Genomic DNA, 18,376 nt, shown 5'->3' with positions numbered 1-18,376 from the left:
TCGTAATGTTTGGAAGATTAACTCTTGATTCAGTTCCATTCCACGAACCTATTATTGTCATCACCCTAGCGGTTGTGGCGCTGGTTGGTTTAGCCGTAGTTTACGCGGTGACCAAAGCCGGAAAGTGGCAATATTTGTGGAATGAATGGTTTACTTCAGTAGACCATAAAAAACTTGGCTTCATGTACATCGCAGTAGCGATGGTGATGCTTGTTCGTGGTTTTGCTGACGCAGTCATGATGCGTAGTCAGCAACTCCTTTCTTCTGCGGGTGAAGCAGGTTACTTACCACCGCATCACTACGATCAAATTTTTACTGCCCATGGCGTGATCATGATCTTCTTCGTAGCGATGCCATTGGTCATTGGTCTGATGAACATCATCGTGCCATTGCAGATTGGTGCGCGTGACGTAGCTTTCCCGTATCTGAATAACTTGAGCTTCTGGCTGTTTGTTGTAGGTGTCATCCTAACAAACATGTCTCTCGGCTTAGGTGAATTTGGTCGTACAGGTTGGCTAGCGTATCCGCCGCTTTCAGGTATTGAGGCTAGCCCAGGAGTCGGGGTCGACTATTGGATTTGGGCGCTGCAGATATCAGGTGTTGGTACGACGTTAACAGGCGTGAACTTCTTCGCGACCATTTTGCGTATGCGTACACCGTCTATGCCAATGATGAAGATGCCAGTTTTCACTTGGGCATCTCTATGTGCAAACATTTTGATCATCATTTCATTCCCAATCCTAACGGTGACTATCGCTCTGCTTACGCTGGATAGATACCTAGGCATGCACTTCTTTACCAATGATCTTGGCGGCAACGTAATGATGTACGTCAACCTGATTTGGGCTTGGGGCCACCCAGAAGTGTACATTTTGATCTTGCCAATTTTTGGTGTGTTCTCAGAAGTCACCGCAACCTTCTCACGTAAAAAGTTGTTCGGTTACACATCGCTAGTTTGGGCTACCGTAGTTATCACGATTCTTGCCTTTGTCGTTTGGCTACACCACTTCTTTACGATGGGGTCTGGCGCGAACGTAAATGCCTTCTTCGGTATTGCCACGATGATCATTTCTATCCCAACTGGGGTGAAGATCTTCAACTGGCTATTCACCATGTACAAAGGCCGCATCCGCTTTACGACGCCAATGATGTGGACGGTGGGTTTCCTGATCACCTTTACTGTTGGTGGTATGACGGGCGTACTAATGGCTGTTCCGGGCGCAGATTTCGTTCTGCATAACTCAGTATTCCTTATCGCTCACTTCCACAACGTTATCATCGGTGGTGTGGTGTTTGGATGTTTCGCTGCGATCACTTACTGGTTCCCGAAAGCGACCGGTTTCACCATGAATGAAACTTGGGGCAAACGTGCGTTCTATCTTTGGATTATTGGTTTCTTAATGGCGTTCCTGCCGCTTTACGCGCTGGGCTTTATGGGGATGACTCGTCGTTTAAGCCAAGATATCAACCCAGAATACTTCCCACTGTTGTCGATTGCCGCAGCAGGTACGGTTGTGATTGCGCTGGGCGTATTGTCTCAGTTCATCCAAATTTACGTGAGTATCCGTGACCGCGAGCAAAACCGTGATTTAACTGGTGACCCGTGGGGTGGTCGTACTCTTGAGTGGGCAACATCGTCTCCACCGCCGTTCTACAACTTTGCGCACCTACCAAAAGGTGATGTGCTAGATGCCTTCTGGTACCAGAAACAAAGTGGCGAGTTCGATCCAACTAAAGAAGTGGAATACGAACGTATTCATATGCCAAAAAACACGGCAACAGGCATCTACGTGTCGGCTTGGTCGCTCCTATTTGGCTTCGGCATGATTTGGTACATCTGGTGGCTAGCGGCGGCAAGTTTGGTCGGTATTATCGTGACGTGTATTCAGCATAGCTATAACGATGATGTGGATTACTACGTGGAAGTTGAAGAGATCAAAGCAATTGAGGCCGAACGTCGAGCTCAGCTTGAAGAAGCGAAGAAAAACTCAGTGAAAGACAGCGAAAGTAAAGATGATCTGGAGGTGACGTATGCAAACTAATATCGCAGCACATCACGACCATGATCACCACCATGACACGAATGGCAACAAGCTATTTGGCTTCTGGGTTTACCTGATGAGTGACTGTGTACTGTTTGCGACCTTGTTCGCGACGTACGCTGTGCTGTCGAGCAATTCAATTGCAGGCCCAACAGGTAAAGACATTTTCGAACTCCCATTCGTGTTTGTCGAAACCATGCTGCTGCTGTTTAGCAGTATCACATTTGGTTTTGGCATTATCGCGATGAAGCGCAACAACGTTGCTGGTCTCAAACGCTGGATGTTAGTCACGTTCGCGCTTGGTCTTGGCTTTATCTGTATGGAGGTCTATGAGTTCCATCACCTGATTGAAGAAGGCTATGGGCCACAAACAAGTGCATTCCTATCGGCATTCTTTACGTTGGTTGGTACGCACGGCCTGCACGTAACCTTTGGTCTGATTTGGTTAGCGGTAGCGTATCATCAACTGTCGACGAAAGGTCTGAACGACAATATGGCAATGCGCTTTAACTGCTTAAGCCTATTCTGGCACTTTCTAGATATCGTTTGGATTTGTGTCTTTACCATCGTTTACTTACTGGGGGTAATGTAATGGATCAACATGTAGAAACCAGTGCGTCAGATTACGTGAAAGGCTTTATTGCCTCACTGATTCTGACGGTAATTCCGTTCTACTTTGTTTGGACGAAATCATTACCAGATACAACGACCTATGCGATTCTATTTGGATGTGCATTAGTGCAGATATTTGTTCACTTTAAATACTTCTTGCACATGGAAACAAAAACATCCGACGGACGTTGGAACCTTGTATCACTGATGTTTACCGCCATTGTTGTACTTATCCTTATCGCTGGCTCGGTATGGATCATCTACAACATGAACGTCAACATGAAGTTGTAGGTCAAGGTATGCTGAAAAGTTATTTGTCTATCACTAAACCGGGCATTATTTTCGGCAACCTGATTTCTGTTGCGGCGGGGTTCTTCCTCGCCGCAAAAACAGAACCAGCCAGTCTAATGTTGTTCGTTACGACGTTAGTTGGTGTTGGGTTAGTCATCGCTTCAGGTTGTGTGGTGAATAATATTTTCGATCGTGATATTGACCAAAAGATGGCACGTACACGAAATCGTGAAACAGTGAAAGGCAACATCAATATCGATATTGCGTTTGTTTATGCACTTGCTTTATTGCTGGTAGGAACCGCACTGTTATTTATCCGAGTGAATCCACTATCCGCTGTCGTCGTGTTGCTTGGCTACGTGTATTACGTGTTCTTTTACACGATGTGGTACAAACGTAACTCGGTGTATGGAACCTTAGTGGGAAGTATCTCAGGCGCAGTTCCGCCATTGGTGGGTTACTTGGCGGTAACAAACTTCATTAGCTTGGAAGCGATTTTACTCTTTACCATGTTCTGTCTCTGGCAAATGCCGCACTCGTATGCCATTGCCATGTTCCGCATGCAAGACTACCGAGAAGCCGGGATTCCCGTATTGCCAGTTAAAGAAGGCATTCATAAAGCGCATCGACACATGAAAGCGTATGTCGTGGCTTTTGGGGCAGCATCATTGGGGTTATTTTTACTAGGTGAAGCCGGGTATGAATACTTAGCGGTTGCAGCGGTTGTTTGCTTTATGTGGACGAAAGTGACCTTTCGCAGCATTGATGAGAACAACTACATCGCTTGGTCAAAGTCGGTGTTTAAAGTCTCACTGCTAGTGGTGATGGGGATCAGTGGTGTGCTTGGTGTCGAGTTGATTCCTCTAGCTCTGTAACAACCAGACCTAAGCGTTTGCTACGCGCCAATATCTTTTGCTGCTGAATGCATGAATGACCTTACCTAGAAGTAAGGTCATTTAACTTTCTATTGTCCTTTATTTTCCCTGTTCCTCCTCTAGCTTCACTATCACGTATTCATATCTAAAAGCAAAAACAACCAGTGTGTAAAACATAGTAGATCGCGCGTTTCCGCTGACGCGTAATAATGCCAAGAGATAGCGACGATTAAGCTAAAAGTATAAACAGCGCAATAACTCTACTTACCATATGAGAATTCAATATCGATAGTTTGTAATGTAAACATTTGGGGTAGTGCTAGTTCCCATAGCAGCATACAAACTAACAATGTGAATGTTTAAGTTGAATCACCAGCTAGCGAAATACAAAAGTTTTACGACTGAAAGTGGGTGAGGAAGCATCTTAACTCCAGTGAAATGAACACGATTAAGAATCATCCTTTTACATAATCTAAAAACTCACTAAACCTTAACCCAGATTAAAGTTTTGTCGTCTCCGAGGCATTAAGGTGCGCCTGTAGTTCGCAGGTCTCAAGGATTCAGAGAAGGAACAGCCATACATCGTGTATCGCTGTTCCTTTTTCGTTCTTGTTTACTTGCGAAAAGATAAAACATAAAGACAACTTTAAGAGGACTGGTTTTGAGCATTTTGTTTTCCGAAGCCCGCATTGGCAACATGACCCTAAAGAACCGTTTTGTGAGAAGCGCAACGTGGGAGAACATGGCGACCGAAGATGGTCACATGACGGCAAAGCTTTACGATATTTACGAAACGCTTGCGAAAGGGGAGGTTGGGCTTATTGTCACGGGTTATGCCAATATCGTTGAAGAAGAGAAACCCAACGCAGGTATGATGGGGATCTACAACGACTCTTTTATTGAAGAATACAAAAAGCTAACAGAGCTAGTACATCAACAAGATTCTAAAATCGTGATGCAAATTGCTTACGGTGGCACCAAAACCACCCATAACGTCGGTGAGCGTGTCATCTTCGCTCCGAGTGACGTGCCTGAGCGTGGTACAAATACGCAAGGCAAAGCGATGACAAAGGACGAAATCGACTACATCGTAAAGGCATTCGCATTGGCGAGTAAACGTGCTCAAGACGCTGGTTTTGACGGCGTAGAGATTCATGCGGCGCACACTTATTTAATTAACCAGTTTTTAAGCCCGTACTATAATCGTCGCGAAGACGAATATGGTGGTGACTTAGAAAATCGCATGCGCTTTCTTTTAGAAATTTACTCTGAAACCAGAAAGCTGGTTGGAAGCGAATTTCCGATCCTCGTTAAACTGACGGCAACAGAGTTCTTTGACGGCGGTTTAACGTTCGATGAAACTCGCGTCGTCTGTAAGAAACTTGAAGAAGTAGGCGTTGATGCGATCATCGTATCTGGCAATGTTCACGGCAAAGCAAACGAACTTGTTGGTCAAACGTTCGATGGTTACAGACTACAAGAAGAAGGTTACTTTCACGAATATGGTCACGTGATCAGTCAGGACGTTAGCATACCGGTGATTACTGTCGGCGGGCTGAGCGACATTGATGCGATTGAGAAAATTGCAGAAAACACAGATATCCAATTTTTTGCTGTGTCACGCCCTTTATTGGCTGAGCCGCAGTTGATCAAACGTTGGAAAGAAGGCAATCGCGCACCATTAGATTGCGAACGTTGCTCAAAGTGTCGTACCAAGCGTGGTAACTTTTGCGTGGTGTATAAGAACCGAAATCGTCGCAAAAAATAGAACGAAGCGAATACACAAATACAAATTAGCCTCCACTCTGAATATGGAGGCTTTTAATTATCCGCATGTTAATCGAACCATTATCTATCTTCTTTTTGATAGTTTAAATAATGCACACAAAGATCGTGAAATGCTTTAGCTTGAGGCGAGATCGTGCGATCGGTTAACGTAAATATACCAATTTGCCTTTCAAGTGGTGGATCGATAAGCGGAATCCAAACCAAGCGTGTTTCATTGGTTGGGAAAGCAAGCTTCGGTAGGGTCGTGACACCAATCCCAAGTTCTAAGACAGAAAACAGCGAAGTAATATTTTCGACCGAATAGAGCGCTTGCTGACTCAGAGCTCTGGCTGGGGTTGGATCGAGAAGCGTACAGGTGCCGTTACGAATAAAAGGTTGTTCGAGCAAAGTTTGCCACTCGATTCCCTCTGTTTGATTGGCAATCGGGTTATCTTTTAAACACACCACGCCAATGGGGTCGGACAACAGCGGTGTAAAGTCAATGCCGCCCTCATCGAGGTGAGAGGGGTTACCGAGCGCCAAGTCGACTTCACCGGAGAGTAAGCGAGCCTCGACGCCCGCCGCGTTATCATCGATCAAGCTTACTTCTACATTTGGATACTGCTCGCAAAAGGCTCCCAATACGCTAGGGATGAGCTTCGCTGCAACAGAAGGAACGCTCGCAATTCGCACTCTCCCTTGCTGTCCGGCCGCGGCTGCTTTGAGATCGTTGTCTAGTGCACTGTAGATATTGAGAAACTGAACCACTTTGGGAAGACAAATTTCACCAAACGGGGTCAATTTGGTTTTGTTTCCGGGTTCAAACAGCGTTTGCCCTAGAATTTTTTCAAGCTCTTTTATCGATGTTGACAGTGCCGCCTGAGAACGATTTGCACGATGTGAAGCGGCTCGAAAGCCTCCTTCCTCGACTACCATCACAAAATGCATTAATTGTTGAAGCTTAATACTCATCCCTAATGCCTCCTAATCCCTTTATTTACGTTATTTTAAACAGGATGATAAGTTTAATTTATCAAATGTCAAAAATTTACCGTTAGATTTATCGCCTGCCAATGTGCATCATTTAACCATATTGAAACAAAGCTGTTACAAAGGTTGAAAGGCACGTGAATACTCCTACCAAAAAACACCCAGTTAAAACCAGTCTATTTGCTTCTAAAGCGCCGCTTGAATGGGCGATAGTCAACAACGGAACCCTGTATACGGCTCAAATTCCTATTGATGACACAGGCGCGGTTGTGGAAGGCGGTATCGAAGCACAAACACGTCAAACCTTTAACAATCTCATTCACACCCTGGAGTGTGCAGGGGAGTCTTTGCACTCGGTGTTGCAGGTCCTGATTTACGTGACCGACAGAGAATACTTAAAGACCGTTAACCAAGTGTACGCGGAATATTTTGAAGCGCCGTACCCAAATCGCGCCGCCATGGTGGTTGCAGGGTTAGCGCGAGAAGAGATGTTGGTGGAGTTTGTTGTCTACGCGTCGGCAAGCCAACCAGAATAAATCCAACGAGAATAATTAGAGATCAGTGAGTGAGTGGCTTGCCATCACAAATCGGAAGAACAAGGAAAGAACCATGACTTTTATTAACAATGTTCAAGCAGAAAAATCCCTCTATATAGCAGGTGAATGGCAATCGGGCATGGACACCATCGCCAATATTAACCCTTCTGATATCAGCGAAAACATTGGCGATTTCGCACAAGCGAGTGTGTCGCAAGTAGAGCAAGCGATTCAAGCGGCTAAATCAGCGCAGCCAGAGTGGGAAAAAACACCAATCGAGCGCAAACAAGCAGTGCTGCAAGCGATTGGTGATGAGCTCATTGCACGATGTGACGAATTGGGAACCTTGCTTTCGCGTGAAGAAGGTAAGCCATTTGCTGAAGGTCGAGGTGAGATTTACCGTGCTGGCCAATTCTTCCAATACTTTGCTGCTGAGGTACTGCGTCAAATTGGCGATAACGCTGCTTCCGTCCGTCCAGGTGTCTCCGTTGAAGTTACTCGCGAAGCCGTCGGCGTTATCGCCATTATCTCTCCTTGGAACTTCCCAACAGCAACAGCGGCTTGGAAAATCGCGCCAGCACTTGCGTTTGGCAACAGCGTCGTCTGGAAGCCTGCCAACCTAACCCCAGCAAGTGCCGTCGCGCTGACAGAGATTATCCATCGCCAAGGTTTACCTGCCGGCACGTTTAACCTCGTTTTGGGTAGCGGTTCGCAAGTCGGTAATACCCTTATCAATTCGAAGGAAGTGAACGGCGTGAGCTTCACTGGTTCTGTGGACACTGGCCGTAAAGTTGCAGCGGCAACCGCACCAAATTTTGTGCGTTGTCAGCTAGAGATGGGTAGCAAAAATGCGCTCGTAGTGGCAGATGATGCAGATATTCAGATTGCTGTCGAAGCGACAATCGCAGGCTCATTCTCGGGTGCAGGTCAAAAGTGCACCGCGTCTTCTCGTCTTGTGGTTATGGACGGAATTCACGACGCGTATGTTGAAGCGCTAATCAAACGCATGAGCGAACTTAAAGTGGGTCACGCACTGGAAGAGGGCGTGTTCATGGGCCCTGTGGTTGATGGTAACCAGCTGAATGCGAACTTTGAGTGGATCGAAAGCGCACGCCAAGCAGGCGCGGAGTTGGCTTTCGGTGGTGAGCGTCTGAGCCTAGAGCATGACGGTTACTACATGTCACCAACTCTGTTTTTAAATACACAGAATGGCTGGGAAGTGAACCAAGAAGAAGTCTTTGCGCCAATGGCGAGCGTGATTCGCGTTTCTGATCTGGATGAGGCAATTGCAGTCGCGAACGATACGCGCTTTGGCCTGACAGGCGGCATTATCACGCAAAGCTTGCGTAATAGCGCGATCTTCAAACAGCAAGTCCAAACGGGCTGCGTCATGGTTAACTTGCCAACTGCGGGTACAGATTATCACGTTCCATTTGGTGGTCGTAAAGAATCTAGCTTTGGTCCTCGTGAGCAAGGTCAGTACGCCAAAGAGTTCTACACCGTAGTGAAAACCGCTTATCAGCGTCCTTACTAAGATCGGCAGGGTAACTGATGGTGTCAGTTGCCCGCACGAAAAGGCTAAGAAATTGTTTAAGGAGTGGTTATGTACCAACAACGGATTGTGATTGACGGATTGCAGTACTGCAATTGGGATCGAGAGTATTTCCAAACGCTTAAGGCGAGTGGTATTACCGCCGTTCATGCCACCATCGTCTACCACGAAACTGCGCGCGAAACCTTAACGCGTTTTGCTGAATGGAACTTGCGCTTCGAGCAAAATGCGGACCTCATCATGCCTATTTATTCAATGGCAGATGTAGAAAAAGCCAAAGCAGAAGGCAAAGTCGGCATCTTTTTCGGCGCGCAAAATTGCTCACCAATCGATGATGAAATTGGTCTGATTGAAGTGATGCGCCGCCAAGGTCTGCTGATCATGCAACTGACCTACAACAACCAAAGCTTACTGGCGACAGGTTGTTACGAACAAAACGATTCCGGCGTAACTCGCTTTGGTAAGCAAGCGATTGAAGAGATGAACCGAGTCGGGATGATCATTGATATGTCCCACAGCGCGGAGCGTTCGACGTTGGAAGCTATCGAGCTCTCTTCGCGTCCAATTTGTATCAGCCATGCTAACCCGACGTTTGCGCATGACGCACTGCGCAACAAGTCCAACACCGTGATCAAAGCACTGACGGAGCGCGGTGGTTTGATTGGATTCAGTTTATATCCATTCCATTTGCCAAATGGCAGCCAGTGCACGCTGGATGATTTCTGCCAGATGGTTGCGAAAACCGCAGACATGTTTGGCGTTGACCATTTAGGTATCGGTAGCGATTTGTGCCTAAATCAGCCGCAACAAGTGTTGGAGTGGATGCGCAACGGGCGTTGGTCAAAAGCGATGGATTACGGCGAAGGTTCAGCAAGTAACTCGGGATGGCCAGATGCGCTGCCATGGTTCTGCGGCAGCGCAGGGATGGAGAACATCTACAACGGATTAATGGGTCATGGATTCAGTGAATCTGAGGCAGGAAAAATATTGGGTGAAAACTGGTTCAACTTCCTTAAAGAAGGATTAGAGCCTATTTCATAGCATTCCCCAAAGTAGGAACCGCCTGCCCATATAATAACAATACGGCAGGCGTAAAACTCACATTTGTAGTCAGTCTTCGGCTGCTGCAAAGAACCTCTGGAGCCAGAGTATGTCTGATTTAACCAATAGCATGAAAGCTTCCACGATGAGCGTGTCATCGGGCAAGTCAAAAGCAACACACAACACATCAACAACAGAAAACACGACGGACAAATTAGGACTGAATAACCCGGCCTTTTGGTATAGCGGTGGTTTCATCGCGTTGTTCGTTGCTATTGCACTTTATGACGGCGAGCTGTTATCTACGATCGTTAACGCTGGCTTTGGCTGGGCAGTTCAGGTATTTGGTCCATACTGGCAGTTACTGCTGCTTCTCACTTTTCTTATTGGTCTTGGCTTGGCTGCAGGGCGAACAGGCAAGGTGATGTTGGGCGGGATTGCAAAACCAGAAATGGACTCTTTCCGCTGGATGGCGATTATTTTCTGTACCTTATTGGCTGGTGGTGGTGTTTTCTGGGCCGCGGCTGAGCCTATCGCACACTATGTTAGCCCACCCCCTTTGTACGGCGCGCAAGATAACCCGCAGCAAGGTGCGGTGAATGCGTTGTCACAATCCTTTATGCACTGGGGCTTTCTAGCTTGGGCGATTGTAGGTAGCTTAACTTCCATCGTGGTGATGCACCTACATTACGACAAAGGTTTACCACTAAAACCACGTATTTTGCTTTACCCAGTCTTGGGCGAACGAGCACTTAAAGGCCAACTCGGTGCATTGATTGACGCGTGCTGCATTATCGCGGTAGCCGCGGGCACCATCGGGCCCATTGGGTTTCTAGGCTTGCAGGTTAGCTACGCGTTAAATGCGCTGTTTGATATTCCTGATGGTTTTACCACTCAGCTTATCATCATCTTGTTTGCGATTGCGCTTTACACCTTGTCAGCACTCAGTGGATTAAGCCGAGGCATGCAACTGCTTAGTCGTTACAACGTGATTCTGGCAATGGCATTGATGGTTTACATCCTGTTTTTTGGCCCTACGAATTTTATCTTTAACGGATACATTCAAGGTGTAGGGAGCATGCTGGATAACTTTATCCCAATGGCGACCTACCGTGGTGATGAAGGTTGGCTAAGCTGGTGGACAGTATTTTTCTGGGGCTGGTTCCTTGGTTATGGTCCGATGATGGCAATTTTTATTGCGCGTATTTCCCGTGGTCGAACTATCCGACAAGTCATTTCCACCATCAGTATTGTGGCTCCGTTAACCACCTGTTTTTGGTTCACGATTGTGGGCGGCTCAGGTCTTGCGTTTGAAATTGCTGAACCGGGTAGCGTGAGTGCGGCGTTCGAAGGCTTTAACCTGCCAGGTGCTTTGCTTGCGGTGACTCAGCAACTACCAATGCCAATGCTGACTTCAATTCTATTTCTGATTTTAACCACGATCTTCATCGTCACGACGGGCGACTCAATGACCTACACAATCAGTGTCGTGATCAGTGGTGAAACGGAGCCGAATGCGATCATCCGTACCTTTTGGGGCGTAATGATGGGTGTGACGGCACTAATCCTGATTTCTCTTGGCTCTGGTGGCATCTCTGCACTGCAATCTTTCATTGTGATTACCGCGGTTCCGGTTTCGTTGATTCTGTTACCGTCACTTTGGAATGCGCCGCAAATCGCAATCAAAATGGCGAAAGAGCAAGGGCTATAACAATTATCTAATTCAAACAACGTGGAGCTTGTGCGGGTGTTTTCCTCCTGCATCCGCACAAACCCTAGTATTCTTACAATAACAAATAGGTGGTGAGCAAAATGGATGCACATCGTTCTACTTATACGGAAGCAACTATGCGCGATGCAGCGATTGTCATGGCAGCCGAAAGGCTTGGCGCAATGCACCAAAACCGAATCAGCTTTGTACGCAGTCTGATTCGTAATATGGCAAGCCAAAACTGGCAAGTAACCAAGCATGAGTGGCAGCTTTGTCCTCGTGGTTATGGTCATGTGATTTACAAATTGACCACGCCAGAGCACGTTTATCATTTGGTGGTATTCTGTGATGAAATTGCCGACGACGAGCGTAATGATCGCGTAATTGCTGAAAAGTGGGACGTCACATTTGCACTGGTTCAAGGCGATGTTGATGTTACTTTGTTGGAAAGATTGCGAGAAAATGTACCGCTGCAAGAAGCGGGACGTAATCCAAACAACGTACTTGTTCTTGCTCGCGCAAACAAAAGTGTGCGCGTGTTTGAGCACATTGTTAGCGCGCTTTCTCAAGGCGAGCAGCCTGAGCCGAAAGAGTTAGCGGAAGTGGGTTATATCCTGCGTACCACAGCTGTTTATGGTAACGGAAAGTTTGGTATCGCCGATTTCAAACTGTTAGAGAACAACTCAGATTTCAGCCAGTCTTTTAGTGCGCAAATGTGTGCCGTATATATGTTGCGTGAATTCAGCCTAGATTGGGTGCACTATCTGGCACTTCAACAAGGTGGCGACAACGCGGTGGCTTTGCATCGTGGCTTGCAGCGCTACCTTGGTGTCGGCAATGCGACTGGCTTAGGCATGGCTCCATACTTGATTAATCACCCGTGCATCGTTGACCAATGGATGACCTCTCGCGAACGTGCGGTAGCGCGAGTCTTTGCGATGCCATGTGAAGCTTCATTCCATGCTCCTTTGCAAGGATTACTACAAAAAGCACAGCGTCATTTAGAGCAAGTCATCACCATTAATGAACATCAAGACAGGCTCAATCATCAAGCGATATCAGACATCAAACAACTGCTATCAGAGCTAACAACGTTAATGGCATCACATCCGAATTGGGCGAGTTTGGTCGAGCATAAGAAAACAATGAGTGTGGAAGCCCAAGAAATCCTCACCTCTTGCTTGATCGAACTCTACCCATCTTTAGTGGATGAATTTGCTAGCCAAATGAATACGGATGAAACGTTATCTATTCCGGGCGGGAAAAAGATCCAAGATTTACTGGAAGTGTTGCAAAGCAAGTACCGCTGGGCGATTGATGCGGATTACTCACTGGCCGAGAACAATTATTGGTTCTGGTATCGTTCACAAGACAAAGAAGAGCCAAGGCTTGGTGTTCGTGGCGAGGAAGCAGGAGAAGAAAAAGAGCTGCCGCTTGATATCGGCAGACAAGTGAATCGCTTGTACCACGCTTTGCTTGGTTGTGATGAAGAAATGTCCGTAGCAGAGTTTCTGTTGCAAAATCCGACTTATCGTTCGATCACACGTCGCGTATGGACGCTAGGCAACCGTGCGATGGGGGATATTCAAATGAACGTGCTGCGTAAAGATGCGTTACCAATGCACTTACTGCGCTGTAAATTGGCGATCTTTGGTGCGACTAAGTTTGATCCGCGCTCGGATCGTTGGGTTCGAGTAACTTTCTTCCAAGGTGCGCCGTTGTTAGATGAAATTCACGATCCTAAACTGGCAGACACATGGATTTTCCCTAGCATGCCGCCGCGTGACGAAATTGCGCAAAGTGACAATCAAAAAATCAACGGAGGATTTGCATTATGATCGTCTCTCACAACGAATTGGTGGCCGCGGTTAATAAGGCATTTCTTGGCATGCGCCGTCACTGTGGTGAGGCGGATGTCATTGCGAACATGGTGGCGGACTTGCAAATGGTTGGCTTACATGGAGTTCGCCATTTTAATAACGCCAGTCTGTTTCTTGGGTTAGATTCAGACTGCGCCGTATCGGTGACCAACAGTACGCCGTCAAACATAGAGGTAGAACTGCACAACGGGAGTGTAGCGTGTCATTTACCCGCTGTGTTGGATTTCGCACTTGAGAAAATGATTAACCGTAAGTCGATTACTATCACGTTGACGCAGTGCCATAACCGTTGGCTAGGTTTTAGTGAGTTGTTGAAGCTCTCTGCAAAAGGCATTGCGTGCCGTGCACAATGGGTCAATGGCTCAAGTCCCAAGCGAACGCTTTATGTGTTAAACCGTGGACGAATCGCACCAGAAGTCTTTTTCTCGGATCAGTTTGATGGGCATGATACGGATTTGCATAGTATGGTTATCGAGCTCTCCGTGAACGATTTCGATATCGAGAAAAGTGCACAAGGGTATACCACCCACATTGAAGGTGATGAGTTAAGCCGCACGCAACAAGCTTCTTGGCAAAATGGTATCTTTGTCGAGGACCAAGAATGGGAAACACTGAAACAAACCGCAACCGCGTTGCTGGTGGAGAACAGTGAGCGTTCTATGCTCGGTGCTGGTGGTGTGGTTTAAGCGATGAAAGGCGATGATTCCAAGTAGAAGTGATGAAGGCTGCTGTTTAGCGGCCTTTTTTGTGCGCGATGTTCAGTCACTTCTGAAGTTCAAAGACTATGATTACCGTTATCCGCAAGATGGAGCAACACAGGTAAGAAAAATGGATCTGCAAGAGAATAAAAGAAATGCCATTGCGTTTTACGAAACCGCCTATCGAGGTAATCCAAGAAAAGCGGTTGAAGACTATGTTGGCGATGAGTACATTCAGCACAATCCATTAGTTGGAAATGGCCCCGAGGCTTTTATCGAGTATTTTGAGCGGATGCAAAATGAGTATCCCAATAAAGACATTACGTTTGTGCGAGCCATTGCTGAAGGGAACTTGGTGGCACTACACACTCACCAAACATGGCCTAATGATATTGAATACGTGACAATGGATTTCTTTCGTTTTGATCACAATGGGAAGATCGTCGAACATTGGGACGCTCTGCAAGAGATTCCTAAAGAAACATTGAATGGTCACACCATGTATTAACGAGTCGTTGACGAGTCTCCCATGCCGTTTATTCAAACGGTATGGGAGGTTAAATGATTTGTGGCACTTTAAGTATTAATCATCAAAGCGCTTTTTCGATTCTCACCGCGACGTCTTCAGATACCCAGCCTTTCCACAAGTCAGGGTAGGTATTAAAGAAGTAAAACATCGCTTCTTCACCGTCCGCGTAGTTATCTTCCATCCAGGCCAGCATTTCACTCATTTGCTCGTTGGTAAATCCGCGTTTCTGCAAGTACGCGAATGCTTGGGGTTCTTTGCTCGCAAACGCCTCAGTTGTTACTGTGCGAACTGGAGAAGGTGGGTACATTGTTACTTTTGGTGAAGCGCAATCAGGCTGAGTGGTACAGTTGCGATACTCTTCTAAATCTGTTCCGCTACCAAAATCCACTTTGACCATATCATACTTGCCCAATACGGGGGTCGGTGACCAGTAGTAACCAAACCAAGGCATTTTGCGATCATAGGCTTTGGCGATGGTGCCAGCTAATGCTGCGCCAGAGCCTGGGTCAACCATCTCAAAGCCGTGCTCACTTAACCCTAATGCATTAAACAAGTGACCGGAGGTGATTTGGCATGTCCAACCAGCAGGGCAGCTATAAAACGCGAACTTGTCATCATCCTCTGGGTGTTCAAATAGTTTGGCGTGCTTGATGACGCCTTCTATCGTCGCGAGTTCTGGATACTGTTTTACCAGATAGGCGGGAACCCAAAACCCTTCTTCACCACCATTGACAAGCGATTCACTAGCGATGCGCAAGCGTTTATCCGCAATTCCTTTATCAAGTGCTTCTTTAATGCCGTTTGTCCATAACTCTGGCGCAACGTCAGGCTGCCCCTTTTCAATCATAGAGGTGCCCGTAGGAACGCTATCACCAGGGATCAACTCCGCATCGCACTGGTAGCCTTCATTTAAGACAAATTGGTCGATGTGCGCCATTAAGCTGGCCGAATTCCAATTCATATCCGCGATGGTTATTTTTCCACATTCATCCGCATTTGCATGAGTTGATAATGCTGAGAGCAGCAGAACAGAGAGCATTGAAGGTGTCGTCTTCATGTGACTGAATTTCCTTGTCGTTGTCATTTACTTCAGTATATACATCGGTTTATAAAGATTCAGTGAACAAGTTTTTTTCAGTGACGTTAAGCATAAAAACGGCGATTTATGAAGTGTTTGGTGAGAAGGGTTTAAAGGGCGTTAATACAGCAAGAACACTCCTTCGTAGCCGCCAATCTCAATATGAGAAACATAGTCGCCGATGTTACCGTCTTGATCTACAGGTCGCATAGGCTCTGGAAGCACGATTGTCATCTTCGGTGAGGTGAAATAATCAATATTCTTGCCAAAGAAATCAGTTCGATACAACACTCGGCCTTTAGTGAATTCGCGGGCTAACACCATCTCCGTAGGACCATGCATCACCACGGTATCGTCTGAGTGATACGCAAAGTACGTATAGGTTGGTAACAAATCGATAGCGCCATTAGGCAAGTCAGGATGAGCCACTTTGCTCATAGAAGCATCTCCAATCACCGTGTAATCGGCGGAATAGGGCGTGCTGGTGGACATCATTAGCGGAGTCGCCTGATACCCATCTGGGATTTGATTGGTTGGCGTACCTAAATCGATGGCAAGCAAGGTGCTAGGTTGATAAGCAATATTCTTTGGTACGCCTGCCTTCCAGAAGTTGTCACTTGTTGTGTTATTACTTCCATATAAGTAGCCATTGTTCCACTGATTAAAGTAACTGCGCTCAGGGTGATAGTTTAAGTAGAACACTGCTAGTGCAGAGTATTGGTCCTGTTTCCAATTGTCTTCTGTGTTCCCAAAGTATTGAACGCGACCATAACGCGTGGTCGCTTGATAAATCACTTTCTGGCCCGCTTTGGCGAGTGCAGAGTTATCCCAAAATTTAGCCAAGCCAGCATAGCCACTAAAGCCGGTAGCAGGGAAAAGGTAGTGCTCGCGCAAGTACAAGGAGCCAGCGTTAACCAAGTGGTTTTGCCCATTACGACCGAATAAGTTTGCCGTACCTATGTTGAGGCCAATTAACGCATCTTCATCCAGCGTTGCCAGTTTATTCAAGAACGCCGAGAATTGCGCTTTGTACGCATCGTCAGCAGCTTGGCTACCCGCCACCAAACCAAGCTCATCCACCGTACCACCGGAATAAACGTAGAACTGATTTGCACCGAGTAACTTATTCGTGTCGTCGTTGTACGCACCATTTAAACCTTGTTTCGCCCATTCAGCTTGGTAATAGTGGCGCATTGTATTGGTAAAAACGGGATTGCCGAGATTGGTCAATGCCCAAGAAGAGGTTTGATTCCACATACGACCAAATGGAATAACGCGTGACTCCCAACGAAATCGTGCGGTTGCATTCTTATTTGAACGGTTTTTGTATTCATTCCAAGAAAGATAATTGTCTTGGTTTCGATCTGCAGATTTGTCGAAGCCACGAATTTTACGCCAGCGTTGAATGGTTTGACCTTCAGGTGTCTCCGTTGGTGCTCCTGAGATATTCACGGCAGGGAAGCTATCTTTGAGTTGAATGTTTTCGAGACGTGGGCGGTTTTCTATGTTGTCGTCATGCCAAGTAATTTTCGCAACGTAAAGGCGGCCGCCGTCGCGTAAAAAGGTGGAGCCAAAGTACTGACCGCCACCATAAGTTTTTCCGCTACCATCATGCGTTGTAGCGCGAACCCAATCCAAAGGAACAGACCAGCTTACTGTTTGGTTTTTAGTTATGTTCTCAGTTTTGTCTTTTTTAATCGCGAAGCTTTTCCATTCAGTTACCTGACCAAACGAGTCGATAGCAGGAGGGTATTCAATCGTAAAGCTGCCACCCTGAGCAAACTGAGAAAACGTAAAGGTTAAGCGGTCGAACTTCTCTGAGTGATAAACATAGAGGGCACCACCATTATTCGCCTGACCGAATACATCAGCATCCCATGGCGGTGGTTGATATAGCCAAAAACCGGCGTGGTCAGCGCTGGCGGTATAGCCAACGATCATCGGTTTTCGATTGAGTAGAGTATTCTCGCCATGGCTTGAGTCGACTTCAGCTAGGATAGTGTCTTCAGAAAAGTGGAGAAAGAAATCTTCGTAGTCAACTCCATTCAGTTCTGCTTGGTTACGTATATCGTTTTCCAGCCAACCTGAGTTAAGTTCCAGCTTTTGGTTGTACATGTAACCAAGCGCTTTTACACGCTCGTTATCACTCTTATTTTCGTAAGCTCCAAACACGATATCGGCATTATCCAACTCCCATTCAAGTGCAGCGGCAGCAGAGATAGGCTTATCTTGAAGATCAATACCCTGTTCATGCAACCCAGGTAATACGATTGCTGTTCTACTCCAAACGCTGGGTATAGAAAGTAAGCTCAGAGAAGCAAGTGCCATGAGAGAAAAACAATGCGACTTCAACATGGGGTTATCTCACTCATACTTAGATGACTCGAATTAAGGGCCAGAATACAAAGAGAAATTATAGTCTATTCACAAAGTCCTAATCAGGAACCCGCCGATAGAAGGCTTTACCGGAAATCGAGGGGGGAAGCCCGGCAAAAATGAGAAGGTCTGCGTCGGGTGTAGTACGTTCAAAGACTCAAAATTCCGTCTACACAAGCACAAAAGTAACCAGAATTTTAACCTTGTTTCGATTGCCATCATATTGTTGGATTTTCATCAACAATTTCAGTTAAAACCAACTGATTAAACCAGTCATATTCTCTGTTGTATTGATTGCTTATCATACAAAAATTTAACAAAATTAATTTTTATACATTTTTATTGCATAAAAAATCCTTTTGAGTAATATAAATGCCAAGTGACAATTAATGCGGTAT

At 46.3% G+C, this 18,376-nt stretch carries 15 protein-coding genes; 12 read left to right on the top strand and 3 right to left on the bottom strand.

Annotation, left to right across the window (positions count from 1 at the left end):
• The first annotated feature begins 5 nt into the window (after positions 1–5).
• The 5 genes from cyoB to R7093_RS01505 all read left to right on the top strand — a co-directional run bounded on the left by cyoB (position 6) and on the right by R7093_RS01505 (position 5,588).
• On the top strand, positions 6–2,042 hold the full coding sequence (cyoB, locus tag R7093_RS01525) for a cytochrome o ubiquinol oxidase subunit I (protein WP_005375781.1): 2,037 nt from the start codon (positions 6–8) through the stop codon (positions 2,040–2,042).
• Positions 2,032–2,634 (top strand): cytochrome o ubiquinol oxidase subunit III, encoded by a 603-nt coding sequence (gene cyoC, locus R7093_RS01520; RefSeq protein ID WP_005375782.1) that lies wholly within the window; start codon positions 2,032–2,034, stop codon positions 2,632–2,634. Before cyoB ends, cyoC begins: the two co-directional genes overlap by 11 nt.
• Complete coding sequence (gene cyoD / locus R7093_RS01515) at positions 2,634–2,945, top strand: cytochrome o ubiquinol oxidase subunit IV (protein ID WP_012842490.1); 312 nt, start codon at positions 2,634–2,636, stop codon at positions 2,943–2,945. Before cyoC ends, cyoD begins: the two co-directional genes overlap by 1 nt.
• Positions 2,906–3,820: a heme o synthase gene (gene cyoE / locus R7093_RS01510; protein WP_047100930.1), complete on the top strand. Its 915-nt coding sequence runs from the start codon at positions 2,906–2,908 to the stop codon at positions 3,818–3,820. The genes cyoD and cyoE overlap by 40 nt, the downstream gene beginning before the upstream one ends.
• 661 nt (positions 3,821–4,481) lie before the next feature.
• The gene (locus R7093_RS01505; protein WP_042521082.1) at positions 4,482–5,588 is read left to right on the top strand and encodes an NADH:flavin oxidoreductase; all 1,107 of its coding nucleotides are present in this window, start codon (positions 4,482–4,484) and stop codon (positions 5,586–5,588) included.
• A gap of 80 nt (positions 5,589–5,668) precedes the next feature.
• Here R7093_RS01505 and R7093_RS01500 read toward each other — a convergent pair whose 3' ends face one another.
• Positions 5,669–6,559 carry a LysR family transcriptional regulator gene (locus tag R7093_RS01500; protein WP_042521081.1) on the bottom strand — a complete coding sequence of 297 codons (891 nt, stop codon included), beginning with the start codon at positions 6,557–6,559 and terminating at the stop codon, positions 5,669–5,671.
• A gap of 155 nt (positions 6,560–6,714) precedes the next feature.
• Between R7093_RS01500 and R7093_RS01495 the strand changes: the two genes are divergently transcribed.
• The 7 genes from R7093_RS01495 to R7093_RS01465 all read left to right on the top strand — a co-directional run bounded on the left by R7093_RS01495 (position 6,715) and on the right by R7093_RS01465 (position 14,503).
• A complete protein-coding gene (locus R7093_RS01495) occupies positions 6,715–7,113 on the top strand; it encodes a RidA family protein (protein ID WP_318146471.1) in 399 nt (132 codons plus the stop codon).
• 73 nt (positions 7,114–7,186) lie between these two features.
• Complete coding sequence (locus R7093_RS01490) at positions 7,187–8,647, top strand: aldehyde dehydrogenase family protein (protein WP_047100933.1); 1,461 nt, start codon at positions 7,187–7,189, stop codon at positions 8,645–8,647.
• 69 nt (positions 8,648–8,716) lie between these two features.
• Positions 8,717–9,706: a membrane dipeptidase gene (locus R7093_RS01485; RefSeq protein ID WP_053303711.1), complete on the top strand. Its 990-nt coding sequence runs from the start codon at positions 8,717–8,719 to the stop codon at positions 9,704–9,706.
• 109 nt (positions 9,707–9,815) lie between these two features.
• The gene (locus R7093_RS01480; RefSeq protein WP_005390956.1) at positions 9,816–11,417 is read left to right on the top strand and encodes a BCCT family transporter; all 1,602 of its coding nucleotides are present in this window, start codon (positions 9,816–9,818) and stop codon (positions 11,415–11,417) included.
• 101 nt (positions 11,418–11,518) lie between these two features.
• A complete protein-coding gene (locus tag R7093_RS01475) occupies positions 11,519–13,255 on the top strand; it encodes a hypothetical protein (protein ID WP_054729385.1) in 1,737 nt (578 codons plus the stop codon).
• On the top strand, positions 13,252–13,983 hold the full coding sequence (locus R7093_RS01470) for a DUF3726 domain-containing protein (RefSeq protein WP_053307776.1): 732 nt from the start codon (positions 13,252–13,254) through the stop codon (positions 13,981–13,983). Before R7093_RS01475 ends, R7093_RS01470 begins: the two co-directional genes overlap by 4 nt.
• 142 nt (positions 13,984–14,125) lie before the next feature.
• On the top strand, positions 14,126–14,503 hold the full coding sequence (locus R7093_RS01465; RefSeq protein WP_005390944.1) for a nuclear transport factor 2 family protein: 378 nt from the start codon (positions 14,126–14,128) through the stop codon (positions 14,501–14,503).
• Positions 14,504–14,585: 82 nt separating this feature from the next.
• On the opposite strand, the gene R7093_RS01460 is transcribed toward R7093_RS01465, so the two are convergent.
• Both R7093_RS01460 and R7093_RS01455 read right to left on the bottom strand, forming a co-directional pair.
• Positions 14,586–15,581, bottom strand: a complete 996-nt coding sequence (locus R7093_RS01460) for an ABC transporter substrate-binding protein (protein ID WP_005375798.1) — start codon at positions 15,579–15,581, stop codon at positions 14,586–14,588.
• Positions 15,582–15,722: 141 nt separating this feature from the next.
• Positions 15,723–17,957: a hypothetical protein gene (locus R7093_RS01455; RefSeq protein WP_318146470.1), complete on the bottom strand. Its 2,235-nt coding sequence runs from the start codon at positions 17,955–17,957 to the stop codon at positions 15,723–15,725.
• Positions 17,958–18,376 lie beyond the last annotated feature (419 nt).

This window comes from Vibrio sp. 1580 (assembly GCF_033340055.1).
This window is presented reverse-complemented; position numbering and strand designations above follow the sequence as displayed.